Here is a 24,116-nt window from a genome sequence, read left to right on the forward strand (position 1 = left end):
TGTACTGACGAAATCCCCATCGGCGGGGCCGGCAGCAGGACGTCCTGGCGCGCCTGTAGCGCCCGGAACGAAGGCGCTGAACTTCAAGTCCTCACTCAAACGACTACTCGGACTTCTGAAGCCGGAGAAGACGTTGCTGTCGCTGATGCTGGCGTTCGCCGTCGTCAGCGTTGTTCTCACCGTTGCTGGTCCGAACATCCTCGGGCATGCCACCAACTTGATCTTCAACGGTGTGGTCGGGAATCAGCTCCCGGCCGGCCAGACCAAGCAGGAAGCGATCGACGGACTTCGTGCGCAAGGGCAGGGAACCTTCGCAGACCTGGTGTCCGGAATGGACGTCACCCCTGGCGTCGGGATCGACTTTTCGGCCGTCGGGAATGTTCTGCTGTTCGTACTCGCGCTGTATCTGGCGTCGGCGGTGCTCGCCTGGGCCCAGGGATACATCCTCAACATCGCGCTCCAGCGGACCGTGCGCAATCTGCGTGACAGTGTGGAGCGCAAAATCCACCGACTTCCCTTGAAGTACTTCGACTCTCGAACCCGGGGCGAGCTACTCAGTCGCGTCACCAACGACATCGACAACGTCTCCACCAGCCTGCAGCAGACCTTGAGTCAGTTGATCACCTCGGTGCTGACAGTGTTGGGCATCTTGGGGATGATGATCTGGATCTCGCCATTGCTCGCCTTCGTTGCGGTGCTGACGGTTCCTGCGTCGTTCGTGGTCACAGCCGTCATCGCCAAGAGATCGCAGCCGCACTTCGTCGCCCAGTGGAAGCACACGGGGCGGCTCAACGGTCAGATCGAGGAGACCTACACCGGTCATGAACTGGTCAAGGCATTCGGCAGGCAGGCGGAGGTCGAGCAGGAGTTCGGCGACCGCAACGACAAACTGTTCGAGTCGAGCTTCCGGGCACAGTTCATCTCCGGAATGATCATGCCCGCCATCATGTTTCTCGGAAACATCAACTACGTGATCATCGCCGTCGTGGGTGGGCTGCGAGTTGCATCGGGCACGCTGAGCCTCGGTGAAGTACAGGCGTTCATCCAGTATTCGCGTCAGTTCACCCAGCCACTGACGCAGGTCGGATCGATGGTGAACTTAGTCCAGTCCGGCGTCGCTTCGGCCGAGCGGATCTTCGACCTGCTCGACGCCGACGACGAGGACGCAGATCCAGTCGAACCTGTCGTCCCCGTGTCGAATCTCGGCCGCGTCGCCTTCGAGAACGTCTCGTTCCGCTACAACGAGAGTCAGCCACTGATCGAGGACCTTTCGCTGGTTGCCGAGCCCGGGCATCTCGTCGCAATCGTCGGCCCCACGGGAGCCGGCAAGACGACATTGGTGAACCTCATCATGCGGTTCTACGAACTCGACTCGGGCCGAATCACCATCGATGGCGTCGACGCCCGCGAGATGAGCCGCGACGAGTTACGTGGACGGACCGGAATGGTGTTGCAGGACACCTGGCTCTTCGGCGGAACGATTCGCGACAATATCGCCTACGGAGATCCGAATGCGTCGGAGGAAGAGATTCTCGAGGCGGCGCGAGTGAGCTACGTCGACAAGTTCGTGCACTCTCTGCCCAACGGCTACGACACGATCATCGACGAGGAAGGAAACAATGTCAGTGCCGGTGAGAAGCAGCTCATCACCATCGCTCGCGCGTTCCTCGCCAAGCCGCTGATCCTGATTCTCGACGAGGCGACGAGTTCGGTCGACACGCGCACCGAGTTGCTGGTGCAGAAGGCAACAGCAGCCCTGCGTAGCGACCGCACCAGCTTCGTCATCGCGCACCGACTCTCGACCATCCGCGACGCCGATCTGATCGTCGTCATGGAGGACGGCCGGATCGTCGAGCAAGGCAATCACGACTCGCTCGTCGAGTCGGGCGGGGCGTACAACAGGCTGTATGCGTCGCAGTTCGCCTAAGGTTGGTCGAGTGAGCGCTCCAAACGACCCCTTCTTCGACATCGACAGCCGCCTCGACGGTCAGCTCGGTCGAACCGGTACCATCCACACCCCGCACGGCGACATCGCTACCCCGGCGTTCATTGCCGTCGGCACCAAGGCAACCGTCAAAGCGGTTCTGCCAGAAGCGATGAAGGAGCTCGGCGCCCAGGCCGTACTCGCCAACGCATATCACCTGTACCTGCAGCCGGGCTCGGACATCATCGACGAAGCAGGTGGCCTCGGTAAGTTCATGAACTGGGACGGGCCGACCTTCACCGACAGTGGGGGCTTTCAAGTGATGTCGCTCGGCGTCGGTTTCAAGAAGGTCATCTCCATGGACGCGAGCCGTGTGGAGTCCGACGACGTCATCGCCGAAGGCAAGGAACGCCTCGCCCACGTCGACGACGACGGCGTCACCTTCAAATCACATCTCGACGGTTCGAAGCATCGATTCACGCCCGAGGTGTCGATGCAAATCCAACACCGCCTCGGCGCCGACATCATGTTCGCCTTCGACGAGCTCACCACCCTGATGAACACCCGTGGCTACCAGGAACTATCGGTCGACCGAACCCAGGCATGGGCCGTCCGCTGCGTCGAGGAACACGAAAGACTGACCGCAGAACGCGTCGGGAAGCCGTATCAGGCGTTGTTCGGTGTGGTGCAGGGCGCGCAATACGAAGATCTACGACGCAAGGCCGCACACGATCTGGAGACGATCACCGGTGAGACCGGGCGAGGTTTCGACGGCTACGGCATCGGCGGCGCTCTCGAGAAGCAGAATCTCGGGACGATCGTGCGGTGGGTGAACGAGGAACTGCCCGAACACAAGCCGCGCCACATGCTTGGTATCAGTGAGCCCGACGACTTCTTCACCGCCATCGAGAACGGCGCCGATACCTTCGACTGCGTCAACCCTTCTCGTGTCGCACGTAACGCAGCAATCTATGTCCCAACAGGACGTTTCAACATAAATACGGCAAAGAATCGTCGTGATTTCACACCGATCGACGAACACTGCGACTGCTACACATGTGCTCACTACACGCGGGCCTACATCCACCACCTGTTCAAGGCGAAGGAAATGTTGGCCTCGACGCTGTGCACCATCCACAACGAGCGATTCACCGTGAAGTTGGTCGACGATATCCGAGCGTCGATAAACGAGGGACGGTTCGAGGAGTTCAAGACCGAATATCTCGGTCGTTTCTACGGAAGTGCTAACCGGTAGTCCGTTTCTGGTGGGCGAGTTGCTCTTCCAGATCTTCGATCCGGTGGAGCAGCTCTGCTTCACGTTCGGCCGCCTTGCGTTGGTACACCTTGGACAACTCGGTGAGGTACGCCTGGTCGTATCGCGGAATGATGCTACGCGAGCAGTTCCAGTCGAACGCCTCGACGTCGATGACGATGCTGCGCGCGGACTTCGCGGCAACTGTTCGAGTTCCCAGATCCTCGAGCCTTGCCTGCAGTTCGGGGTCGGCGTCCGCTTCGATCACGCGTGCTCTGCCGTAGAGCTTGAGGCGCTGGCGCAGTGGATAATTCACCAAAAATAGTGCAACGCGGCCGTCGTGATCGATATTCGACGCGGTCACATATTGGTTGTTGCCGGCGAAGTCAGCGAAACCTAGCGTCGAATCGTCGAGTACCTGAAGGAAACCCTTTGGGCCACTGCGATACTGAATGTAGGGCCAGCCGGATTCGGCGACGGAGGCGATGTGAAACTGATCGGCCTCGCGGATGATGAGTTTCTCTCGGGTATCCAGCGGCATGGGGCCGTCGTCGGGGCGTTCGGTCTGTGACCCGTACGCGGTGTAGCTCCCCGTCGCTTTCTGCCGCTCGATTGCGGAGGGCCCGAACATCAGATGGTGATAGTGATTGTTGGGCATGGCTCAGGCCTGGTCCTCAGCTTGTGGTTCCATAGCTTGCGCAAGTTCGTCGATCCGATACTCCACCGAAGATCCTTTCGCCTACCCGACTGCTTCGTACACCGTAGCGCGGCTGATTTCTGCGGAGATCGATGCCTGTGATGAGTAGTCGACGGTGGTACTGACCTCACATCACCCGGATGGTGTGAGGTGGACATCCATCGCAATTCGTACTGTCGAACGAGGTCCTGTTTCACTCTTCGGTCCCGACCGCACAGGTATGCCATCACCACGGTCGAGGTCCTACGGAAGCAGGAGACGGTCGGACCGAAAGGAAGCCATGTCCACTGATACCGGCGCTACACCGACGGTGCGAGCCGTGCACGAAGACGCATTGCGCACCCTGCCCTTCTCCGACGAGCAGGACTTCGCGGATGCAGATCGGGGGTTTGTCGCTGCGCTACAGCCCGGCGCCATCACCGATGCTGCCGGGTCTGTTGTCTGGGACTGCGATTCTTTCGCGTTCCTGAAGGACTCGTGTCCACCGACAGTGCATCCCAGCTTGTGGCGTCAATCGCAGCTGTGCGCCAAACAGGGTTTGTTCGAAGTGTGCGATCGGGTGTACCAAATCCGTGGCCTCGATGTTTCGAATCTGACGTTGATCGAGGGTGATCGCGGGGTCATCGTCATCGATCCGCTGATCTCGGCGGAGACAGCAGCGGCAGGACTCGCTCTCTACCGGGCCCATCGCGGCGAACGACCTGTCACCGGTGTCATCATCAGTCACAGCCACATCGACCATTTCGGCGGTATCAAGGGTGTCACCACCGTGGAGGACGTCGAGGCCGGCCGGTGCCCGGTATTGGCGCCTGCCGGATTCGTCGAGCACGCTGTGGAGGAAAACGTCTATGCGGGAACAGCAATGGCTCGCCGTGCCGCCTATATGTATGGAGCTGCGCTACCGCGTAATCCTCTGGGGGCGGTGGGGGCAGGTCTTGGTTTGACCACGTCGACAGGTACGCCGACGCTGATTTCGCCGACAGTCTCCATCGACCGGTCAGGCCATATGGAGACAGTCGACGGTGTGCGGATCGAATTCCAGCTCACGCCGGGAACCGAGGCTCCGGCGGAGATGAATTTCTACTTCCCGGACCTGCGCGCCTTGTGCATGGCCGAGAATGCAACCCATACCCTGCACAACCTATTGACCCTGCGTGGCGCGCTCGTACGCGATCCGCATGTGTGGTCCGTATATCTCACCGAGTCGATCAACCGGTATGCATCCAAGTCCGATGTGCTGTTCGCTTCGCACCATTGGCCCACCTGGGGGACCGAGCGGCTGACCGAATTTCTGGCACTCCAACGCGATCTGTACGGATATCTTCACGACCAGACGGTGCGGCGGATAAATCAGGGTTTGACCGGTACCGAGATCGCCGAGGAAATCGCATTGCCTCCGGCCATAGACAATGCGTGGCACACCAAGGGTTACTACGGATCGGTCAGCCACAATGTCAAAGCCATCTACCAGCGGTACATGGGATGGTTCGAGGGCAATCCAGCCCTGCTGTGGCCGCACACACCGGTGGATTCCGCGAAAAGACACGTCGACTTCATGGGTGGTTCCGCGGAAGTACTCCGGAAGGCGCGAGAGACGTTCGATCGAGGCGACTTTCGCTGGGCCGCACAAGTTCTCAACTATGTGCTTTTCGCGGAGCCGGACAATTCCGAAGCCCGTACTCTTCAGGCCGATACCTTCGAACAGCTCGGATTCGGCTGTGAGAACGGCACTTGGCGTAATTTCTACCTGATGGGCGCATACGAATTGAGGCTCGGCAACGTCGGCACACCGATCGTCGCTGCTGCTCCCGACATCCTCGGCGCGCTCACGGTCGGGCAGATTTTCGACGCCATCGCGCTGCGTGTCGACGGGCCACGGGCGTGGTCGGCCGACATCGTGCTGGACTGGGACATCACGGACGAAGAGTTGGTGCACCGAACGGCGCTGCGTAACGGCCTTTTGGTTCACTTCGACCTTGATCACGATGCAACTCGCGGAGACACCGTTTTCCACCTGACCCGGCCTGACCTGATCGGTATATTGCTCGGCGGGATGGATCTCGGTGCATTGATCTCGGACGGAAAGGTACGCGTCGACGGCGATCCGAGCCGGCTGGCGGAATTGGCAAGTTACCTCGACGCGCCCGATCCGGACTTTGCGATAGTGACCCCGTGATGGGCACTTCGTCGCCGCTATCGGGAAGTTATGCGAGACCGAAGGTAGCAGAAAGAATTTTCACTGCTCAGCCGTCGAGCTTCGCAAAAATACGGTCCGACAGCGCCTGATCGTCGACGCCGAGGATCTGGTTCCAGAAGTAGACCGCTTCCGGGCCGTAGGCGTGGCCGTGGCCGTAAGGAACCTCGGCAGCGAACACCATGTCCAGGGTGACCTGCCAGAAAGACACAAACGGGACCCAGTTCATCCCCTTGTCGATGTCTTCGCCGCGTGGCTCGTCGAGCCAGTCGGGTTTGTTGAGGAGCAGACTCGGTGACCACCACACGATGGGATCGCTTGCATGCTGCCAATACACGATGCGCGGCGAATCCCACTCGCCGAGGCCAGGTGCGTCGAGGTCGGCCGGAGTCGAGGCGAAACGCACATTTTCGCCACCGTAGATAATGGGCAGGATTTCACGACTGCCGGGATCTCGGGAATCGGTGATCCGCCGCCACTGCTCGGTGAAGTTCGGGGTGCCCACGAACAGAGCACCGTCAGTTCGGGCGATGATGTCCTGAGCGCCGGAGAATGCGTCTTGCGCGCCATACGAACCCAGGGACTCTCCGAAGACCAATAGTTTGGGTCGCTGCTCGGGAGGTTGCTCACTCCACCGGGCGTACACCGCCTCGAACAACGCGCGTCCGGCAAGCTTGGGCGTCTTGCGGTCGGCAAGAAATGCCAAGGGGCTCGGCAGGAAGGAATACTGCATCGACGCAATCGCAGAATTGCCGCCGGACAGGTATTCGAGCGAGGCGGCCACATCCTGATTCACCCAACCACGCCCGGTGGTGGTGGCCACGGCAATGTACTCGCGATCGAACGCGCGGGTCCGATCGAGCTCGGCGACAACATTGTCCGCAAGCGCGTCGACGACGTTTTCGCCGTCCTCGAAACCGTCTGCATCTACTGAAATTCGACCCGAATATACCCGGATCGGTTCCTGCGCAGGTGCTCCCGTCATCTCGGTGATCTGTGCGGCATCCGGTCCGCCTGCCACGAATGTCCGGCCTTCACGCCCGAGCGAATCCCAGCTTTCGAGCGACTCCGGAGACCCTGAGCGTTCTGGCGAAGTAGGCTGAACCACTCCGTCGGCTGTGCCCTTGTCTGCTACGGCGGCAGAACCATTGGCGATACGCGTGATTCCCGTCGAGAGAATGCCTTCGATCATGAGCACCACGATCACAGTTACGACGAGCGCACTGACGCCCAGCGCAATGGGTGCGGGTAGGAATCGATCGACGAATCGGTCGAGTAGGTGCACGAGCAGCCGAAGGCCGCGTCCGATGAGTAAGCAGAGCAGGAAGACCACGGCGCCGACGGCAAATACTCCAAGGTAGTCCCAGTTGCTGCCGGGCTCGACACCAACAAGTTCTCGGGAGATGTCCTGCCACCACGATCCGAGTACGAGGAAGGTGGGGATCACGACCAGAGCCACGATTCCGATCGTGATCCAACCGGCCCGCTGCCATCGCGGTGACCACTGTCGGGTCAGCCCACATTTGTGGAGGAGCCAAAGAACCAGGGCTCCTACTCCGTAGCCGATCGCCGCACTCACGCCGCTGGCCACAGCCTGGAGATGCCAGGGGCGCGGTAGCAGTGACGGGGACATGGACCAGCAGTAGAACGCTAGGGCGAATATCAGACCTATCGGATTGAACCTGGCCAGCCAGTGTCGAACTCGTCCGAAGCGGACCTTGTTCGGTGGTGGGTTGCTTTCATCGAGGGGCGAGTGCTCGAGGTTCGGAGCTTCTTCTGTGGAGGCGGGCATCATGTGGCTCCCTGATCGTTCTCGCGTAGGACATCGTGCTGGTTCCGAAGTGACGCCATCACGAGAATGAGAAAGAACGTCGTCGGCCGGACTTTACCCCCCGATTTCAGCTGGTGTTTCGGCTATCTCAGGGGAAAGCGAAAAATTTGGTTGAACGCATTTATCCGATTACACAGACTTTCCCTCTACTGAGCAGTGTTTTTGGTTAGCTTCTGATGTCTGCACAGACAGAGCTCTGCCACGAGCGGAAGAAGGACGTCATGACCAAACACCACACAAATGCACGACAAACCACCAACCTCGGTGACGTGCTCTCTTTGAACACGGTGTTCGTCAGGCCGGGTGAGGCCACCGAGCTACCGAAATTCAGGATTCCAGACGACATGAGTCTGCCGGAGACGGCGTATCAGATCGTGCACGACGAGGCGATGCTCGACGGCAACGCGCGGCTGAATCTCGCCACCTTCGTCAGTACCTGGATGGACGACGAGGCCAAGAAGCTCTACAGCGAGACCTTCGACAAGAACATGATCGACAAGGACGAGTACCCACAAACAGCTGCAATCGAGGAGCGCTGCTGGAAGATATTGGGCAACCTGTGGAACAGTCCCGACGTCGACAACGCTATCGGTACCTCGACGATCGGTTCCTCGGAGGCGTGCATGCTCGGAGGACTCTCACTCAAGCGTCGTTGGCAAGGCCGTCGTAAAGCGGAGGGGAAGTCGACCGAGACCCCGAACATCGTTCTGTCCACCGCCGTTCAGGTGTGCTGGGAGAAGTTCTGCAACTACTTCGAGGTGGAACCGCGGTGGGTGCCGATCAGCAAAGACCACATGGTTCTCGACGGGTACGAACTCGAGAAGTATGTAGACGAGAACACTATCGGTGTGGTTGCCATCATGGGGCAGACCTATACCGGCATGTACGAGCCCGTCGCCGAGATCGCCAAGAAGCTCGACGAGATTCAAGCCGATACCGGGCTTGACGTTCAGATCCACGTCGACGGAGCCTCGGGAGCCATGATTGCTCCATTCTGTCAGCCCGATCTCGAGTGGGACTTCCGAGTCGCGCGGGTGGCGTCGATCAATACCTCCGGCCACAAGTTCGGTCTGGTGTACCCCGGCGTCGGCTGGATCGTCTGGCGCGATGAAGAAGCCTTGCCCGCGAGCATGGTCTTCCACTGCAGCTACCTCGGCGGAGACATGCCCACCTTGGCGCTGAACTTCTCGCGTCCAGGAGCTCAGGTATTGCTGCAGTACTACATGTTCCTTCGATTGGGGTTCAGGGGCTTTCGTCAGGTGCAGCAGGGTTCACTCGATGTGGCACATCATCTTTCGTCGAAGATTGCGCGACTGGATGCTTTCGAACTGGTCAGCAAGGGAGACACGATCCCCGTCTTCGCTTGGCGACTGAAAGAGGGGTACACCGACAAGTGGAATCTGTACGACCTCTCCGATCGGTTGAGGATGAAGGGATGGCTCGTTCCTGCCTATCCGATGGCCGACAATCTGGGTGAGATGACAGTTCAGCGCATCGTGGTACGTGCCGGGTTGAGCGAGGATCTAGCAGACGCACTGTTCAGAGACCTCGAAGGCGAGGTTACTTTTCTCGACAGCCTTTCTGCGCCTATGCCGCGAGTGGGCGAAGGATCCCACTTCCATCATTGAATAGACCGGAGGCGGTTGCATGAGTATTGCTGCGGAAACACCGCGTTGGCACGCTGTGCTCCTGACGCCCACTTTGTACAAGCAGTGTGTGAGCTTCATGATCGGCTCTTCACTGTTCGCCTTGGGTTCTGCCCCAGGGTTCGGTACCTGGGCCGGTGCCTCGGCGTCCAATATCTGTTATTTCATCGGCGCATGGTTCTTCACCGCGGCTGGATTCATTCAGCTGGTCAGAAGTGGCGCGGTCACGACAGAGGTCTCGTACGGATCCGGCTTCATGGTGCGGGCCGAGTGGTTGGCCGCCGCAACGCAATTCGTCGGTACGTTGTTGTTCAACGTCAGCACCACCGCTGCGTTGCAATCACGATCGGTCACCCAAGAGAAACGCCTCGTCTGGAGTCCGGATGCGGGAGGCTCGGTCGCTTTCCTCATCAGCGGGGTACTGGTGATCATCGCGTATACCCACGCCCGAAAGTTCTGGGATCCGAGCGCGGCCGACTGGTGGTCCGGGCAGATCAACTTGATCGGGTGCGTCGCATTCGGCGTGTCCGCGGTGGCTGCCTTCGTCACCCCGGACGGTGTCACGGTCGACTCGACGCTCGCCAACACTGGCACCTTCGTCGGTGCGCTGTGCTTTTTCTTCGCGTCGTTCCTGGTTCTACCGCGGTGGAGTCGAGGTCGAGATCTCGACTCCACCCGGTAGTCGACCGTCGTGCGGTACCCGGATATCGGCTCAGGGGTTGAGCGATTCCTGGTAGCTGGGCTCGCGTTTCTTGATGTACGCGATGACCCGGTAGGTGATCGGCATGACGATGATCTCGGCAATCGTCTTCCACAGGAATCCGACGATGACATAGTTGATGAAGTCCGCCCAGGTGCTGATCCCGATGACCCCGGCCGCGATAGAGCAGAAGATGAGGGTGTCGAAGAATTCACCGACGATGGTCGAACCGATGAGGCGCGCCCAGAGGTGCTTCTCTTTGGTGCGCTCCTTGATGGCCACGAGCACGAGTGAATTGAGCATCTGGCCTACGAAATAGCCGGCCAACCCGGCCACGACCAACCGCGGAACCACACCGACGACGGTTTCCAACGATTCCTGATTTTCGTAGAAGCTGGCGGCAGGAAGTTCGATGGTGAGCCAGAAACAGACTGCGGCCAGAACTATCGACCCGAAGCCGAGATAGATTGCACGCCTCGTCGCCTTGAACCCGTACACCTCGCTGAGCACGTCGCCGAGGATGTAAGCCAAGGGGAACAGGAAGAAAGCCCCGTCGGTATTGATCGGGAGAATCTGGAAGGGGCCGAGGAAGACGTCGCTGTCACCGAAGAATGCGACGCCCTTGCTGGCGGACACATTCGAGATGATCAGGGTCGCCACGAACAAGGCCACGATCGTTGGATAGTAACCACGGCTCACGTGCGCGAACTGCGCTACGGTATCGGGTTCGTCTGGGGTCTGCGGAGCTGTCACGTGCCTTATCCAAACACGCGTAATCCCCAGGTCCGAATCGCTGTCGAGGGAATATCCGTTATGTCTCGAATATCCACGGCGTGCGCGGGAGCGACTTCGGATTCCAACGCGCCAGCAGTTCGGTCATCGTCACCGGTTCGTTGGGGCCTGCCAACTCCAGCGATTGCGCCAGAACTGCCAGTACATCCTGTGGGCCGAGGCCGAGTGCAGCTTGATCCTCCAATGTCACCGCACCGTCGCGTTTGGCGAGCCTGCGCCCCTGAGCATTGAGTGCGAGCGGCACATGCACGTAAGTGGTAGTAGGTAATTGGAGCAGTGAAGCAAGGTAGGCCTGGCGCGGCGAGGACGTCAACAAGTCATCACCACGTACAACCTGGTCGATGCCCTGCTCGCCATCGTCGACGACGACAGCAAGGTTGTACGCCGCAACACCGTCCGCTCGGCGGAGCACGAAATCGTCGACGAGCCCGTGAAATCGGCCGAGTAACGCGTCGTCGACAGAGAAGTTGGTCACCTCGGAGCGCAATCTCAGCGCGGGAGTGCGCGAGATCGACGCTTTCTCGATCGAGGTGAGGTTTCGGCACGTCCCCGGGTATGCGCCGTCCGGGGCGTGGGGTGCCGATGCCGCCTCGAGGATCTCTCTGCGGGTGCAGAAGCACTCGTAGGTCCGCCCCGACTCCTGCAGCCGAGTGATCGCGTCCTCATACAACGCGGTGCGTTGAGACTGGCGGACGACAGTGCCGTCCCAGTCCAGGCCTATCGCGTGCAGATCGGCGAGTTGGCGCTCCTCGGCGCCGGAGCGGACGCGATCGAGATCCTCCATCCGCATCAGAAACTTCCGACCGGTCGATCGGGCAAACAACCAGGCCAGAAGTGCAGTGCGCAGATTTCCCAGGTGTAGATCTCCCGACGGACTGGGAGCGAAACGTCCTGCACCCGTGCTCATGAGACCACTCTAGTTTCGGTGCATCGATCGACGAAGCCCGGTCGAGTCGGGGATCGATCAGGAAGTAGCTTCGGCAGCCAATCGACCGAGGGTGTCCGTCAACTGCTCCTTGGTGACGAGCGGGAATTTGACCTGCTCGAGCAATTTTTTATCGGTCACTTTCGACCAGTCGTAGGTGTGGCGCACCAAGGTCTCGTTCGGCCCCTGCGATTCCAGTTCCCACAGCCACTCCCATCCGGGAGGCTCGGTGCCCGCGGGCGCGGTCTTCCAGGCCAGCAACTTGTCTTTCGCGTATCCCGAAACATGATTGTCGGTTTGGTAATCGCCGCCCATGTGATCGCCCGCCATGTTCATCGTGAACACCTCGCCGACCTTCTGGATCCGGTCGGCATGGTCCACGCCGCGAATGAAACCGGAGCCGTCGAGCGCTTGATGTCGCTCGGGATTGGACAGGACATCGAATACCGCGTCGACGGGAGCCTCGATGGTGCGTTCGACAGTGATCTTTGCGTTGTCGGTCATACCTCCACCATGCCGAAGGTTCATTGACTCGGCAACCTCGGCCGCCGTCGGATGTCGCCGTGACCATCTCATGTTCGCGCACACTGGAAGGATGAGCAGTGCGCACCGGGTTGCATGACCGTGAAGACATCGAGGCCGAGAATGTGGAAGAGGGCCCGGGCGTACGCGCGTCGGATCGAGCTTCGCTACCGGCCGGTCGACCCGAGAACCCGTTCTGCATTGGACGCGAGATGGGCGGCCCTACCCGAGGCGGCACGAACACCGGCACAGACGCTCGGTCGGCATGCCGTCGGATGCGAGGGCACTCACGGAGTGTTTCCGAAGTGCAATCTCACATGTAGCCCGTGCTACCACAGCGTCGATGCGAACAAAGTTCGCGTCGACGGCGAGCACACCCTCCGTGAGGTAAGGGCGCAACTGAAATTCCTGGCATCGCGCCGAGGCCCGCGGGCACACGCACAGTTGATCGGCGGGGAGGTCAGCTTGCTGGCTCCCGATGACCATGCTGCAGCGTTGCAGATCATGCGGGACTACGGACGCGAGCCGATGTCGTTCACACACGGTGACTTCGACTACGAGTATCTGCGGGCGGTCGTCTTGGATCCCGACGGTAACGCCAGGTTCGGGCGAGTTTCCTTCGCTGCACATTTCGACAAGCTGATGCGTGGACGAAGCGGAATCCCTCGCCCACGAACGGAAGCCGAGCTCACGCCCTATCGTCGCCGATTCGCGGAGATGTTCACTCGGTTGAAAAGCGAACACGGCATTGCGTCTTACCTCGCGCACAACATGACCGTCACCCCCGACAACATCGACGAGGTTGCAGCTGTCGTGGGCGAAGTGGTGGACATGGGCGGTTATTCGATGGTCTCTTTTCAGCCTGCGGCGTTCGTCGGCGACGAACGCCGGTGGCACGGTGACTACCGCGAGATCGACATCGACACGGTCTGGGAGCAGATCGAACTCGGCATGGGGCAACCTATTTCGTACTCGGCGATCCAGTTCGGTGATCCGCGGTGTAACCGAACAGCTTTGGGGTTCATGGTCGGTCGTCGGTGGCATCCGTTTCTCGAGGTGACGTCGAAGGTCGAGGAGCGTGCCCGCGAAGAATTCTTCACCCATCTCGGAGGTGTGAACTTCGGCGGCTCCGGTCCGCTTACCTTGGTCCTGAAATTACTCCGGGTGCTGGTGGGTCATCCGCACGGTGTTGTCGTGGCGGTGAAGTGGGCTGCGAGCGTACTGCGGCGATGCGGCGGCCGAACGGTGGTTGTGGCTTTGCTCCGCAAGGAAGTACGCCCGATGACGTTCGTCGTACACCGCTTCATGGATGCCGAAAATGTCGCCCCCGCATGGAAATTGATGCAGGATGGTCAGGTTTCTTCCGATCCTGTACTGCGCGAAACACAGGATAGGTTGGCGGCATGCACCTATTCGATGGCACATCCCGAGACCGGTGAACTGGTGCCGGCGTGTGTACAACATTCGGTGCTCGATCCGGGGGAGAACCAGGAACTACGCCGACTGCTTCCCTTGACGGTGGCACATTCCCCCGGATGCTGTGGCTGAGGATCAGCGAAAGACCACAGCCCTTGCCTCGGGCGGAATCTCCAATGAAATTTCCTCGCCCACCCGCGTCGTCGCTCCCGCGGGTAGCTCGACCTTGACGCTGCCCCCGCCGATTCTCACGTCGGCGATGTTCCGGAAGCCGGTTGGACGCAGTGCCGCCACAACACCGCGAACCTCGGAAGTATCCACCACACGGATCATTTCGTGACGCAGTAAAAGCACCGCAGACCCGTCACCGAAGGCAGCATCGACCTCGAAATCTCCGATAGCGGAACGATGAACGCCGCCGGCGAGGTGTCCGTCGATCTCGTTGAGTCCGCCCATGAGACGGTTGACGGCCAGCGTGCTGGGTCGGGTGTAGGCGGATGCGACATCGGAATGGTGTTGTAATTCGCCGTCGATGAGTACGGCTACCGAATCGGCCAGTGCCGCAGCTTCCTGCTGATCGTGAGTGACCAGTACGAGCGTTTGGTCGAGTTCGGTGCGAATCTCCCGAACGAGGTCGTGCATCTCCGTGCGCAGTAGGGGATCGAGCGCACTGAAAGGCTCGTCGAGTAGCAGCACCCGCGGTGAACCGGCGAGGGATCTGGCCAACGCCACTCGTTGTGCTTGACCACCCGAGATGTCGGATACCGATCGATCGCCGATGTCACCGAGATGGACCAACTCGAGGTACCTGTGCGCCTGTTCGCGGGCATGGCTCCGCTTGTGGCCTGCGGCGCGGTAGGCGAAGCCGATGTTGTCGACGACGGACATGTGCGGAAAGAGCATCGGGCGCTGGAACACCATCCCGACGCCTCTTTCCTCTGCTGGGACTCCGGTGACGTCGACGCCATCGATGCAGATGGTTCCCGTCGTCGGTGCATCGAGGCCGGCAATCAACCGTAGTACGGTGCTCTTGCCAGAACCGGACGGGCCGAGTATCACCGTGCACGAACCTGGTCGAACAGTCAGATTCAACGAAGTCAATGCTGAACTCGTCTGGCCTGAATGAACTTTGGTGAGTCCGTGAACCGATAGTTCGACGCTCATCGGGCCGTCCCCCTTCCGAGACGCGAGAGCAGCGTAATCAGTACGAGAGGGGGCACTATGGCTGCGATCGACAATGCGGCTACTACGGCGTCGTTTCCGGTCCCTGCAGCGAACGAGGCTACCAATATCGGTACCGTCACCAGCCTGCCACCGCCGACCAACAATGTGATCACGTAGTCGCTCCATCCCACGAGAAAAGCGAGCAAAGCGGATCCGGACAGCGCCGGTGCCAGCAACGGAATTCTGATCTGCCACAGGATCATCGACTTCGAAGCACCCAGCATTCGCGCTTCCTCCTCGTACCGTGAGTCGTATGCACCGAAGGCCACCCGCATCAGATATGTGGTGTACGGAATCGCGGCCACGGAGAGCAGCACGATCACCGCGAGCGTGCTCGGAATTCGTGCACGCAGAATCACTACATTCAAACCTAGCGCTACCGCGAAGGGTGGCAGTGCCAGCGGAGCGAACAGTATTGCCGCGACGACGCCAGGGAAATGCACATCGCCACGCGCGAGGGCCCGGGCCGCACATGCTCCCAACGGCGTTGCGATCGCGGCGACAGTCAGGGCGAGACCCGTAGATCTCATGAAGGCTTCTGTTCCGCCGGCCGCGACGGCGCTACGAACTCCGTCCACTCCCCATTCCTGCGGCAGTACATCGGGAAACGACCACTGATTGCTCACCGCCCACAGAGCTATCGGGATGAGGGGCAGCACGAACCACACCACCAGAAGTAACCGCCCCGCGGGCCGCGTCGCCGTCATTTCCAGACCGCCGATCTGCGGAGATAGTTGAGCGCGACTGCGGACACGACAATCGCCAGTGCGGCGGCAACCATCGCAGCGGCCGCAGCTTGGGGACGGGCAGCGAGGTCGATCGAGGTGAACAATCGAATTGCCATGACGGACAATGGTTCCGGATAGGGCCGACCGAGAATCCGGGCCACTTCGTAGGACCCGACGGTGTAGGTGAAGGTTATCGCAGCCGACGCTGCCAGGGCCGGCCGCAGCAGCGGCAGCGTGACCAAGCGGAAGCGTGCCCATCGTCCCGCACCGAGAGTGGCCGCTGTCTCGTCGAATCCTGCCACCCGCGTTGCCAGGGTGCCCGCCACGACGATGGCGACGAAAGCCGATTCCTTCCACGCATATTCGAGTGCGACGGCAATCCACCAGCGTCCACCGACAAGCTCCGGCCATCCGCCGTCGGTGAGCCCGAAGATGCGCGGGAGTAATCCTGAGTCGGCGAGCAGCAAACCCATGGCGGCCGCACCGATCAGATGGGGTACGGCCAACGTCAGCGCCGCGGCGATCAACACCGTTCGGTTACCGGACAGCACCGTCGATGCTGCTGCAAGACCGATCAATGTAGCCAGCACAGTCGAGACTGTCGCAACGGCAAGAGTGAGCGCGAGAGAACTCCAGAGATCTCCACCGAGGGCAGAATAGGCATCGAGGGTGAGTGCGGGCCGTCCCACCAGAGGCATCAGACCGAGACTTTGCAGCAGGGCAGCTCCGAGGCCACCGCCGACCACCAGTAAAACCGGAATCACCGCTGGAAGCACCCAGAGGGTGCTGCGTACCTTTCGCTGGCTCACTGCCCCGCGAGAACGGATCGCCGCCACCCCTCGTCCAGCGGCGTGACCCACTCCGCGGCCAGTTCGGGATGAGCGTTGGCCGAGAGTTCCTCGTATGGCGGGAGGACAGGGGAGGCCGGGAGCGCCTCGAACTGCGCCCTGACTTCCGGTGTCAGGCGGGAAGTGTCCAGCACTGTGAACTGGCCCCATACATCTGGTTCGGATTTGGCGAGCTGCTGCTCCGGTGACAGTGCGATGTTGGCGACGACCTGCGCTGCCGCGGACTGCCCCGACGTCGACGGGATCGCCAGGAAGCTCGCGTTGCCGACGGTGCCCTCATCGAGAGCCAGGACGCGCGTCTCGGGGGGATAGGTGCCGTCGGCGACAAGTTGTGGCAGCGTCGCGGGCCCATAGGTCATGGTCATGTCCACCTGCCCGCCGGCGTACAGGTCGTCGAGTTCGCTCGATGATTGCGGATACGTGGTGCCCCCGCGCCAGAGCGACGGTGCAAGGGCGTTCAGCCGATCGAACACGGCCGGCGAGAGAGAATCGTAGGTGTCCTGATCGAACTGGGCGGGCACCTTCTCGACGCCACCGGACTGGTTCACCAGTGCCTCGCGGACGAATACCGAACCGGTGAAATCCGGGGGCGCAGGATAGGTGAAGCGGCCGGGGTTGGCCTCGGCCCAGTCGAATACTTCGTCCAAAGTGCGGGGCGGGTCCGCTATTGCCGCCGAGTTGTAGACGAGCGTGAACTGCGCCTTGTGCCAGGGTGCTTCGCAGTTGTTCACCGGCGTACCGAAATCGCTGCTCAGCAGCGGGTCCTCGGGGTCCGTGTACTCCATGTTCGGTAGATTCTGTGTCCAATTGCAGAGCCACGCGCCTGCCTGCTGACCGGTCCCGAAATTTGCACCGTTGACCCACACCAGGTCGACCTCTCCATCGGTGACACCTGCTTGCCGCTCGGAGAGAATCCGGTTGACGGCGTCGGTGGTGGATTCGACGGGCACACGACGCAGCGTGACCCCTGCGGCTGCGGCGGCGGGGGTGAGGACGTTGTCGACGTACGTATTGCCCTGTTCGTCACCGCCGTACATCCACAGTGAGACTGTTTTCCCCTGCGCTTGCTGTTCGATCTCGCTCCAGGACAGTTCCTCGGCGACCGGCGCGTCGGACGACGGGGCTGCGCACGAGGACAGGACCAACCCCACGCTCGCGGCAACCACCAGGGCCGCGAACGCGTACTTTCTCGGTCGACGGGTATGAGATCGAGAAAACAACGTGGGCCTCCTGGTCCGAGGATGCAGACAGAGTCGACGCTGCCTGATCCACGGTAATCGGTCGAATCCGGTGATAGGGGAACACACTGGGGTAGTCGAGGACTTCCCGTCGTAGAAGAACTGTTTTGTGTGTCGAGCACGAGAGGTAGCAATTGTGAATCAGGACCCCCGACCGGCACGTAGCCGCTCCACCGCGATCAAGCTGGCAGCTGCTGCCGCCGTGATCATGGTGGTCGTCATCGTGGCCGCGACTGTGGACCTTCCGGATCCGGAGTCGATCCGAACCCTGGTCGCGGACGCAGGTGCGTGGGGGATCGTTGCGTTCGTAATTCTGTATGTCGTGCTGTCGGCGACGCCGTTCCCAGCGAGCGCCCTCACCATCGCTTCCGGATTGCTGTTCGGGTTGGCGGTCGGTGCAACGGTGGTGGTCGTGGCTGCAACGGGAGGCGCCTATGTGGGTTATTGGGCGGCGCGTGCGCTCGGCCGTGGATCGGTTGCACGCTCGGAGTGGGGCAAGCTCCGCAGGCTGGACGCCATGCTCGGGCGACGCGGTTTGATGTCGGTGTTCATCGTCCGCTTGATCCCAGTGTTCCCATTTTCGGTCGTCAACTACGCGGCGGGTATCAGCGCCGTGGGCCAGCGTGATTACCTGCTCGGCACGGCGGTCGGCATCATCCCGGCCACTGTCGGTTTCACCGCCCTCGGCGCGTACGGAACCTCTCCGCTGTCCTGGCCGTTCGCCGCTGCGCTGGTGGCCGTCCTCGTGATCGGCGTCGGGTCGTCGTTGGCTGCCAAACGTCTCGCCCTGAAGAGTGATCCGGAACCCAACGGCCCACATCTCGACGGCATCGCGGCCCCATGATCGATAGCTATCTGCGTCGCAAGCTCGAGGGGCCGCTGGATCGGTGTGCACGAATCCTCGACATCAGCCAGGTCACTCCGGACCGAATCACCGCGGTCGGTCTGCTGCTGGGACTGGGCAGCGCAGTGGCCGCTGGGCTGCAGTTCTGGCTACTCGCGTTGGCACTGTGGATCCTCTCGCGCCTTGCCGACGGACTCGACGGACCACTGGCCCGTAGACGACTCCGCGGTGGCGGACCAACCTCCGGTGCGGGCGGGTTCTTCGACATCACAGCGGATTTCACCGTCTACGGGACCACGGTCGTGGGCGTCGCGGTCGGTGCGTCGGCCGGTTACGACGCCCCGTGGTGGCCGTTTCTACTGGTGTTGCTGGCGTACTACATCAACGGCACGGCCTTTCTCGCGTTCTCCTCCATCGCTGAAAAAACGGGCAGAACACTCGACGACGGCCGCTCGCTGTCATTTCTGGGCGGGTTGGCCGAAGGAGCGGAAACGATTGCCGTGCACAGTCTCTGGCTGCTGTTCCCAGCAGTGTCCTGGCAGATCGCAACGGTATGGGCGGCGGTGGTAGCGGTCAGTTCGGGTCAACGCATCATTGCCGGCTACCGCGCTCTCTCCTGACGATCCACCTACCTCGGGCCTTCGCGAGGGTGTTCAGTGCGCGAGATACAACTGGAGTGCTCAACTGCGAACGGACGTCGCCGACCGCAGCGTTCCACGGCCCGTCGTTGTACGTCGGATACGGGTGAGTGGCACCGGCGAGATCGCGAGTGCGCAGGCCCTGCCTGACGGCGAGAATCAGTTCGCCGATGGTTTCGCCCGCCCGTGGCCCCACCACGCTGGCACCGACGATGCGGCGCTTGCCGTCGAGCACCAGCGTCGTGAAGCCGGTGGTTTTGCCCTCGGTGACCGCGCGGTCGACGTCTTCGTGCCCGAGTGTCTGCAATCGCAACCCGGGGATACGCTTCGCTGTGCGCACATCGATTCCAGCAGAGGCGATTTCGGGATCGGTGAAGGTGACGCGCGGAGTGCCGGTCTTGTCGATCTTTCGGAGCACACCGAGTACGGCGTTGCTCGCCGCGAGGCTGCCGTGCATCCCTGCCACATGAGTGAACTGTGGGTGACCGGTCAGATCTCCGGCGGCCCAGATGCGGGGATTAGTGGTGCGGAGATGATCGTCGACCACGACGTAACCGTGCTCTTTCAATGACACCCCGGCGGCGTCGAGGCCCAACCCCGTGGTCCGAGGAGTACGTCCGGTGGCGACGAGGACTTCGTCGAACGTGCATGCGAGACCGGAATCGGTGACGGCCTTCCCGTCGTCGATTCGGGTGACCGTCGTAGAGGTCAGAATGTGCACTCCCTCATCGGTGAGCGCTGCGGACAGTACTGCCGATGCCGAGGCGTCCTCCCTCGGAAGAATGGTCTCGGCCCGACCGACGAGGGTGACAGCCGAGCCGAGACGGGCAAAGGCCTGAGCCATTTCGCAGCCGACGGTGCCGGCCCCGATGATGAGTAGTCGTTCCGGCAGAGATGTCAGGGACCACAGTGTCTCGCTGGTGAGGTAGGCCGTCGAGTGCAATCCTGAGATCGGCGGTATCGATGGACTGGCACCGGTGGTGATGATGGCTTGACCGAAACGCAAGGACCCCGATCCGACGGCCACGGTGCCGGGTCCGGTGAACACGGCATCACCGGCGACGACGGTCACCCCCGCTTCGGTGAGCGCTTCCGGAGAATCGATCGGGGCAATCTCGGCGATGGCGCGGGAAACGTGCGCCATGACACGGGGGAAGTCCACGCGCGGCTGACCGACGTCGATCCCGAAGCTGCGCGCGTCCCGGATCGTGGCAGCTGTCGACGCCGCCGCGAGTAATGCCTTGGACGGCACGCACCCGGTCCACAGGCAATCACCGCCGGGCCGCTCCCGCTCGATCAGTACGACGCGCACGCCGAAGCCAGCAGCAGTCTTGGCTGCGACGATGCCTGCTGTTCCGCCGCCCACTACGACGACGTCGGCTTCGGTCGGCATCGAACTCATGTCATATCACCTCGGGTAAGTCGATCCACGAATTTTCGAGCATGCTCGACGCTCTTCTCATCGGGGACCGTCCGTACCGTCCACCTGGACAACGCCGTATCGATCTGACGGAACTCGCCCTCGGCGGCCCGGCATCTGGCGCACACAGCAAGGTGTGCCTCGATTCTGCGCACCTCGGCGGGATCGAGCCGGCCCGACGGGTCGGCGTCGAGATAACGCTGCAATCGTCGAGCCGACCAATGGCAGGTGAGCATCATCCGCGCGGTCTTCATCATGGCTTTCCCTTTCCGGTGGCAGAGGCGAATGTGGGACGTAGCCGGCGTCGAACCCGATCACGGGCTCGGCTCAATCGGGACATCACCGTTCCGACCGGGACGTCCAGAACGTTCGCGGCCTCGGCGTAGGTGAGTTGATCGACGTCGATCAGCAACAGAACCGTCCGGAATTTCGGGTCCAGCGACCCGACTGCCCGCTCGAGATCGTCGGACAAGATCGATGTCATGACTCTCTCCTCGGTTCCGAGTTCCTCGACGCCGAACGCGGGCCGGGTGGACAGGTATTCGCCGAGCTCGGCGAATGTGTCTGGCCGCTGCCGTCGGTGCATGTTCATGTTGGTGTTGCGCAGAATGGTCAGCAACCAGGCCCGAGGGTGGCGCCCGTCGAAGCTGTCGACGCTGCGCCACGCACGTATGAGCGTCTCCTGCACGAGGTCCTCGGCTTGCGAGGGCCCAGTCAAGGTGGCGGCAACGCGCAAGAGCACCTCGATCTCCGGTTCGACGTAGAGGCGAAAATTACGTGCCTGAGCGTCGTTGACGGCGTCGGATTCGATTTCGGGCACAGCTATGGAACCCTTCGAGTGTCCTGCGGTGTTCCCATAGCGACAGAGTGTGCCCTGCAGGCCTCGATGAAATGGACCGACCGATGAAGAAGCCGATGCCGTACACGATTTCGGCGCGCATGTACGACGTGATTTCTTTCGAGTGGCCGATCTATCGCGCTGGTCGTACGGCAGCGATCGATCTGATGGCTCTTCCAGCGGGCAGTCATGTCCTCGACGTCGCCTGCGGGACAGGCCTCAATTTTGCTTTGCTGCAGCGCCGGATCGGGCCTACAGGTTCGATCACCGGTGTCGATTCGAGCCCGCAGATGCTCGAGCAGGCCAGACGCCGCGCTACCTCCGCTGGGTGGGAGAACGTCACCCTGATGTCAGCGGACGCCACCGCACTCGATTCGGTGGACCTGGGAGATCACGTTCCCTTCGACGCGGCTATCAGTACCTACGCGTTGTCGCTGATGGCTCGGTGGGAGGTTGCACTCGACGCGATGATCTCCGCAACGCGGGCAGGGGGAGTCGTGGCCGTCGTAGACATGCAGAAACCCGTCGGACGCGCAGAATTATGGACACCGCTGGCGCGCCTGGCGTGCCGACTGGGTGGATCCGACATCGACGCTCACCCGTGGACTGCAATGCCTGCTCGACTCGACACGGTGCAGTCAGCATCGGTGCGTGGCGGTCACATCCAGGTTCGCGTCGGGTCGGTCCCCTCTGTGTGACCGCCGGTTGCACCGCCCGAGGTAGTCATTTCTTCTGACGTCGACTACCGGCGTGCCAGTCTTGCTGCGTGCCGACTTCGTCCTCCGCTACACCCAGAGCCTTCAGTTGTGGAAGCTCACGCATGCTGCGCTTCATTTCGGCGAATCCTGGGAAGCGTGCGAGTCCGATCACGTTGTCCCACAGAGGTACTGCATCTTCGTCACTGGGTAGTCTGCTGATCACCGGTCCGAAGAATGCAACTCCGTCCGGAGGCTCGAAGGCAATGATCGGTGTGCCGACGTCCTTGCCGGTCAGCGAGAGAGCGTGGTCGGTTTCGGCACGAATTTCCTCGTCGAACGAGGAATCATCCAGGGCGCCGGTGTGACGAGTCGGCAAGCCCAGTTGTTCGAGGATCGGTGCCAGGAATGCCGCGGTGCCGCGATAGCCGTGGCTCGTAGCGTCGTCGGGCACTACATCGGTATCGAAAATTCGCGTACCGAGGGCGGCATACAGTGGCCCGATCGCAGCAGGCCCGTGCTCGCGCCGAATGTCTGCGGCGGCCCTCAGCAGTCGTAGACCTGCGGTGTGGCCGGCCTCGTACTCGGGTGGAAAGTGGGACGTGTAGTCGATGTGAGAATTGAGCAGGCGCAGGGAGATGAATCGCCAGTCGACCGTGTAATCACGCTGCGCCTGCACCTTACGAACCCATTTGCTGGTCATCCATGCGAAAGGGCACACCGGATCGAAATAGAAGTCGATATCGGACATCGAGGGACGCTCCTTGCCAGTCGGAATTTCCGTGTGCACGACGGTATACGCAGGGGCGCACTTCGTACCTCCGCACAGACGGTCAATTCTCCCCCAACAATTCCGCTCGCTGCTCGATTACCACCGCGCGGATCGCGTCGACTACTGCAGATACCTCGGGCCGCCGCAGCGATTCTTGCCGGGTGACGAGCCAGTAGGACAGTCGTGTGGCGACGGTGTCGTCCAGAATTCTGACGAGGTCTCCGTGCCGATCTGCCATGAAGCACGGCAGCAGGCCGATGCCCGCCGATGCCCGGGTGGCTTCGACGTGCACGAAGACGTTGGTCGAGGAGACCGATTCACGCATGGTCGGGGTGAAGTTGGGTGCGAGATCGAGGTCGTCGACCTGGAGCATCGAGTCGATGAAATACACCAGTGGATGGTCGGCGAGGTCGTCGACGGTACCCGGTGTTCCGTGGTCCGCAAGGTAGTCCTTCGACGCGTAGAGACCGAGACGGTAGTCCCCGAGCCTGATGGCCTGCGCGCGATGCAACTGCGGTTCACCGACGACGATCTCGATATCCAAACCGGACCGCTGCTGGGATGCGCGACGAGTGACCGCGACGATTTCTACCGCCACTTTCGGGTGCTGGCGCTGCACGCGAGCGGCTGCTGGAGCTGCGATGTATGCGCTGAATCCGTCGGTCGCCGAGAGTCGGACGACGCCTTCGATTTGTCCAGGTTCATCCCCGCTTTCGAGTGATCTCATCGCCGCTTCGACAGTCTCGGCCGCGCGGAGGGCGCCGCGTCCCAGCTCGGTGAGTTCCCACCCGCCTCCTGCCCGGATGAGCACGCGGCCGCCGAGGCCGGCTTCGAGCGTGGCGATTCTCCTCGAGATGGTGGTGTGGTTGACGCCCAGTTCTTTGGCTGCGGAGCTGAACCTCCCGCTGCGCTCCACAGCGAGTAGTACCAAGAGGTCGTCTGCGCTCGGACCGGGCTGATCGCGTGCCATAT

23 protein-coding genes are annotated in these 24,116 nt (G+C 61.5%); 9 read left to right on the top strand and 14 right to left on the bottom strand.

Features of this window, described 5'->3' with window-relative positions; genetic code table 11:
* The first annotated feature begins 4 nt into the window (after positions 1 to 4).
* Together ABIB36_RS06870 and tgt are read left to right on the top strand one after the other, a co-directional pair.
* Positions 5 to 1,927 carry an ABC transporter ATP-binding protein gene (locus tag ABIB36_RS06870; RefSeq protein ID WP_354560229.1) on the top strand — a complete coding sequence of 641 codons (1,923 nt, stop codon included), beginning with the start codon at positions 5 to 7 and terminating at the stop codon, positions 1,925 to 1,927.
* Positions 1,908 to 3,179, top strand: a complete 1,272-nt coding sequence (tgt, locus tag ABIB36_RS06875; protein WP_084345712.1) for a tRNA guanosine(34) transglycosylase Tgt — start codon at positions 1,908 to 1,910, stop codon at positions 3,177 to 3,179. Before ABIB36_RS06870 ends, tgt begins: the two co-directional genes overlap by 20 nt.
* Here tgt and ABIB36_RS06880 read toward each other — a convergent pair.
* Positions 3,169 to 3,834 carry a pyridoxamine 5'-phosphate oxidase family protein gene (locus ABIB36_RS06880; RefSeq protein ID WP_084345711.1) on the bottom strand — a complete coding sequence of 222 codons (666 nt, stop codon included), beginning with the start codon at positions 3,832 to 3,834 and terminating at the stop codon, positions 3,169 to 3,171. The genes tgt and ABIB36_RS06880 overlap by 11 nt on opposite strands.
* A 319-nt stretch (positions 3,835 to 4,153) precedes the next feature.
* On the opposite strand from ABIB36_RS06880, the gene ABIB36_RS06885 reads away from it, so the two are divergent.
* Positions 4,154 to 6,049, top strand: a complete 1,896-nt coding sequence (locus ABIB36_RS06885) for an alkyl/aryl-sulfatase (RefSeq protein ID WP_354560058.1) — start codon at positions 4,154 to 4,156, stop codon at positions 6,047 to 6,049.
* Positions 6,050 to 6,116: 67 nt separating this feature from the next.
* On the opposite strand, the gene ABIB36_RS06890 is transcribed toward ABIB36_RS06885, so the two are convergent.
* On the bottom strand, positions 6,117 to 7,859 hold the full coding sequence (locus tag ABIB36_RS06890; RefSeq protein WP_179142188.1) for an alpha/beta hydrolase: 1,743 nt from the start codon (positions 7,857 to 7,859) through the stop codon (positions 6,117 to 6,119).
* A gap of 260 nt (positions 7,860 to 8,119) precedes the next feature.
* Here ABIB36_RS06890 and gad point away from each other — a divergent pair, with 260 nt between their 5' ends.
* Together gad and ABIB36_RS06900 are read left to right on the top strand one after the other, a co-directional pair.
* On the top strand, positions 8,120 to 9,526 hold the full coding sequence (gad, locus tag ABIB36_RS06895) for a glutamate decarboxylase (protein WP_354560227.1): 1,407 nt from the start codon (positions 8,120 to 8,122) through the stop codon (positions 9,524 to 9,526).
* Between the two features lie 19 nt (positions 9,527 to 9,545).
* Positions 9,546 to 10,226, top strand: coding sequence for a hypothetical protein (locus tag ABIB36_RS06900; RefSeq protein ID WP_084345709.1), 681 nt, complete (start codon positions 9,546 to 9,548; stop codon positions 10,224 to 10,226).
* Positions 10,227 to 10,256: 30 nt separating this feature from the next.
* Here the strand turns inward: ABIB36_RS06900 and ABIB36_RS06905 are convergent, their stop codons facing one another.
* From ABIB36_RS06905 to ABIB36_RS06915, 3 genes are read right to left on the bottom strand one after another with little or no spacing between them, the layout of a single operon-like run.
* Complete coding sequence (locus ABIB36_RS06905) at positions 10,257 to 11,006, bottom strand: queuosine precursor transporter (protein ID WP_397517326.1); 750 nt, start codon at positions 11,004 to 11,006, stop codon at positions 10,257 to 10,259.
* 49 nt (positions 11,007 to 11,055) lie between these two features.
* Entirely contained in the window at positions 11,056 to 11,943 is an 888-nt protein-coding gene (gluQRS, locus tag ABIB36_RS06910; RefSeq protein WP_354560055.1) for a tRNA glutamyl-Q(34) synthetase GluQRS, read from the bottom strand.
* Positions 11,944 to 12,000: 57 nt separating this feature from the next.
* Positions 12,001 to 12,465, bottom strand: a complete 465-nt coding sequence (locus ABIB36_RS06915; protein WP_136170756.1) for an SRPBCC family protein — start codon at positions 12,463 to 12,465, stop codon at positions 12,001 to 12,003.
* 114 nt (positions 12,466 to 12,579) lie between these two features.
* Between ABIB36_RS06915 and ABIB36_RS06920 the strand changes: the two genes are divergently transcribed.
* Complete coding sequence (locus ABIB36_RS06920; RefSeq protein ID WP_354560052.1) at positions 12,580 to 14,031, top strand: radical SAM domain-containing protein; 1,452 nt, start codon at positions 12,580 to 12,582, stop codon at positions 14,029 to 14,031.
* Between the two features lie 3 nt (positions 14,032 to 14,034).
* On the opposite strand, the gene ABIB36_RS06925 is transcribed toward ABIB36_RS06920, so the two are convergent.
* Genes ABIB36_RS06925 through ABIB36_RS06940 form a run of 4 tightly spaced genes read right to left on the bottom strand, consistent with a single transcriptional unit; the run spans position 14,035 to position 17,919 of the window.
* Positions 14,035 to 15,063 (bottom strand): ABC transporter ATP-binding protein, encoded by a 1,029-nt coding sequence (locus tag ABIB36_RS06925; protein WP_354560050.1) that lies wholly within the window; start codon positions 15,061 to 15,063, stop codon positions 14,035 to 14,037.
* The gene (locus ABIB36_RS06930; protein ID WP_261392748.1) at positions 15,060 to 15,830 is read right to left on the bottom strand and encodes an ABC transporter permease; all 771 of its coding nucleotides are present in this window, start codon (positions 15,828 to 15,830) and stop codon (positions 15,060 to 15,062) included. The genes ABIB36_RS06925 and ABIB36_RS06930 overlap by 4 nt, the downstream gene beginning before the upstream one ends.
* Positions 15,827 to 16,660: an ABC transporter permease gene (locus ABIB36_RS06935; protein ID WP_354560048.1), complete on the bottom strand. Its 834-nt coding sequence runs from the start codon at positions 16,658 to 16,660 to the stop codon at positions 15,827 to 15,829. The genes ABIB36_RS06930 and ABIB36_RS06935 overlap by 4 nt, the downstream gene beginning before the upstream one ends.
* Positions 16,657 to 17,919 (bottom strand): ABC transporter substrate-binding protein, encoded by a 1,263-nt coding sequence (locus ABIB36_RS06940; protein WP_256895497.1) that lies wholly within the window; start codon positions 17,917 to 17,919, stop codon positions 16,657 to 16,659. Before ABIB36_RS06940 ends, ABIB36_RS06935 begins: the two co-directional genes overlap by 4 nt.
* A 154-nt stretch (positions 17,920 to 18,073) precedes the next feature.
* Here ABIB36_RS06940 and ABIB36_RS06945 point away from each other — a divergent pair, with 154 nt between their 5' ends.
* Together ABIB36_RS06945 and ABIB36_RS06950 are read left to right on the top strand one after the other, a co-directional pair.
* Positions 18,074 to 18,781: a TVP38/TMEM64 family protein gene (locus ABIB36_RS06945; protein ID WP_354560045.1), complete on the top strand. Its 708-nt coding sequence runs from the start codon at positions 18,074 to 18,076 to the stop codon at positions 18,779 to 18,781.
* The gene (locus tag ABIB36_RS06950; RefSeq protein WP_186627263.1) at positions 18,778 to 19,401 is read left to right on the top strand and encodes a CDP-alcohol phosphatidyltransferase family protein; all 624 of its coding nucleotides are present in this window, start codon (positions 18,778 to 18,780) and stop codon (positions 19,399 to 19,401) included. The genes ABIB36_RS06945 and ABIB36_RS06950 overlap by 4 nt, the downstream gene beginning before the upstream one ends.
* Here ABIB36_RS06950 and ABIB36_RS06955 read toward each other — a convergent pair.
* Genes ABIB36_RS06955 through ABIB36_RS06965 form a run of 3 tightly spaced genes read right to left on the bottom strand, consistent with a single transcriptional unit; the run spans position 19,373 to position 21,659 of the window.
* A complete protein-coding gene (locus ABIB36_RS06955; protein ID WP_354560043.1) occupies positions 19,373 to 20,821 on the bottom strand; it encodes a dihydrolipoyl dehydrogenase family protein in 1,449 nt (482 codons plus the stop codon). The genes ABIB36_RS06950 and ABIB36_RS06955 overlap by 29 nt on opposite strands.
* The gene (locus ABIB36_RS06960) at positions 20,818 to 21,096 is read right to left on the bottom strand and encodes a zf-HC2 domain-containing protein (protein ID WP_186627261.1); all 279 of its coding nucleotides are present in this window, start codon (positions 21,094 to 21,096) and stop codon (positions 20,818 to 20,820) included. The genes ABIB36_RS06955 and ABIB36_RS06960 overlap by 4 nt, the downstream gene beginning before the upstream one ends.
* Positions 21,093 to 21,659, bottom strand: coding sequence for an RNA polymerase sigma factor (locus ABIB36_RS06965; protein WP_354560041.1), 567 nt, complete (start codon positions 21,657 to 21,659; stop codon positions 21,093 to 21,095). The genes ABIB36_RS06960 and ABIB36_RS06965 overlap by 4 nt, the downstream gene beginning before the upstream one ends.
* A gap of 83 nt (positions 21,660 to 21,742) precedes the next feature.
* Between ABIB36_RS06965 and ABIB36_RS06970 the strand changes: the two genes are divergently transcribed.
* Positions 21,743 to 22,375 carry a class I SAM-dependent methyltransferase gene (locus ABIB36_RS06970; protein WP_354560039.1) on the top strand — a complete coding sequence of 211 codons (633 nt, stop codon included), beginning with the start codon at positions 21,743 to 21,745 and terminating at the stop codon, positions 22,373 to 22,375.
* A gap of 25 nt (positions 22,376 to 22,400) precedes the next feature.
* On the opposite strand, the gene ABIB36_RS06975 is transcribed toward ABIB36_RS06970, so the two are convergent.
* Together ABIB36_RS06975 and ABIB36_RS06980 are read right to left on the bottom strand one after the other, a co-directional pair.
* Positions 22,401 to 23,123 (bottom strand): mycothiol-dependent nitroreductase Rv2466c family protein, encoded by a 723-nt coding sequence (locus ABIB36_RS06975; protein ID WP_354560037.1) that lies wholly within the window; start codon positions 23,121 to 23,123, stop codon positions 22,401 to 22,403.
* Between the two features lie 82 nt (positions 23,124 to 23,205).
* A complete protein-coding gene (locus ABIB36_RS06980) occupies positions 23,206 to 24,114 on the bottom strand; it encodes a LysR family transcriptional regulator (protein ID WP_354560035.1) in 909 nt (302 codons plus the stop codon).
* Positions 24,115 to 24,116: the final 2 nt, after the last annotated feature.

The sequence above is a fragment of the Rhodococcus sp. UYP9 genome (genome assembly GCF_040547235.1).
In the GTDB taxonomy this organism is placed as follows: Bacteria; Actinomycetota; Actinomycetes; order Mycobacteriales; family Mycobacteriaceae; genus Rhodococcoides.

Coding starts and splice junctions, on each gene's coding strand:
- tgt (WP_084345712.1), top strand. CDS start 1,908: ATGCGTCGCAGTTCGCCTAAGGTTGGTCGAGTGAGCGCTCCAAACGAC.
- ABIB36_RS06880 (WP_084345711.1), bottom strand. CDS start 3,834: ATGCCCAACAATCACTATCACCATCTGATGTTCGGGCCCTCCGCAATC.
- ABIB36_RS06885 (WP_354560058.1), top strand. CDS start 4,154: ATGTCCACTGATACCGGCGCTACACCGACGGTGCGAGCCGTGCACGAA.
- ABIB36_RS06890 (WP_179142188.1), bottom strand. CDS start 7,859: ATGCCCGCCTCCACAGAAGAAGCTCCGAACCTCGAGCACTCGCCCCTC.
- gad (WP_354560227.1), top strand. CDS start 8,120: ATGACCAAACACCACACAAATGCACGACAAACCACCAACCTCGGTGAC.
- ABIB36_RS06900 (WP_084345709.1), top strand. CDS start 9,546: ATGAGTATTGCTGCGGAAACACCGCGTTGGCACGCTGTGCTCCTGACG.
- gluQRS (WP_354560055.1), bottom strand. CDS start 11,943: ATGAGCACGGGTGCAGGACGTTTCGCTCCCAGTCCGTCGGGAGATCTA.
- ABIB36_RS06915 (WP_136170756.1), bottom strand. CDS start 12,465: ATGACCGACAACGCAAAGATCACTGTCGAACGCACCATCGAGGCTCCC.
- ABIB36_RS06920 (WP_354560052.1), top strand. CDS start 12,580: ATGACCGTGAAGACATCGAGGCCGAGAATGTGGAAGAGGGCCCGGGCG.
- ABIB36_RS06925 (WP_354560050.1), bottom strand. CDS start 15,063: ATGAGCGTCGAACTATCGGTTCACGGACTCACCAAAGTTCATTCAGGC.
- ABIB36_RS06930 (WP_261392748.1), bottom strand. CDS start 15,830: ATGACGGCGACGCGGCCCGCGGGGCGGTTACTTCTGGTGGTGTGGTTC.
- ABIB36_RS06950 (WP_186627263.1), top strand. CDS start 18,778: ATGATCGATAGCTATCTGCGTCGCAAGCTCGAGGGGCCGCTGGATCGG.
- ABIB36_RS06955 (WP_354560043.1), bottom strand. CDS start 20,821: ATGAGTTCGATGCCGACCGAAGCCGACGTCGTCGTAGTGGGCGGCGGA.
- ABIB36_RS06960 (WP_186627261.1), bottom strand. CDS start 21,096: ATGATGAAGACCGCGCGGATGATGCTCACCTGCCATTGGTCGGCTCGA.
- ABIB36_RS06970 (WP_354560039.1), top strand. CDS start 21,743: ATGAAGAAGCCGATGCCGTACACGATTTCGGCGCGCATGTACGACGTG.
- ABIB36_RS06975 (WP_354560037.1), bottom strand. CDS start 23,123: ATGTCCGATATCGACTTCTATTTCGATCCGGTGTGCCCTTTCGCATGG.
- ABIB36_RS06980 (WP_354560035.1), bottom strand. CDS start 24,114: ATGGCACGCGATCAGCCCGGTCCGAGCGCAGACGACCTCTTGGTACTA.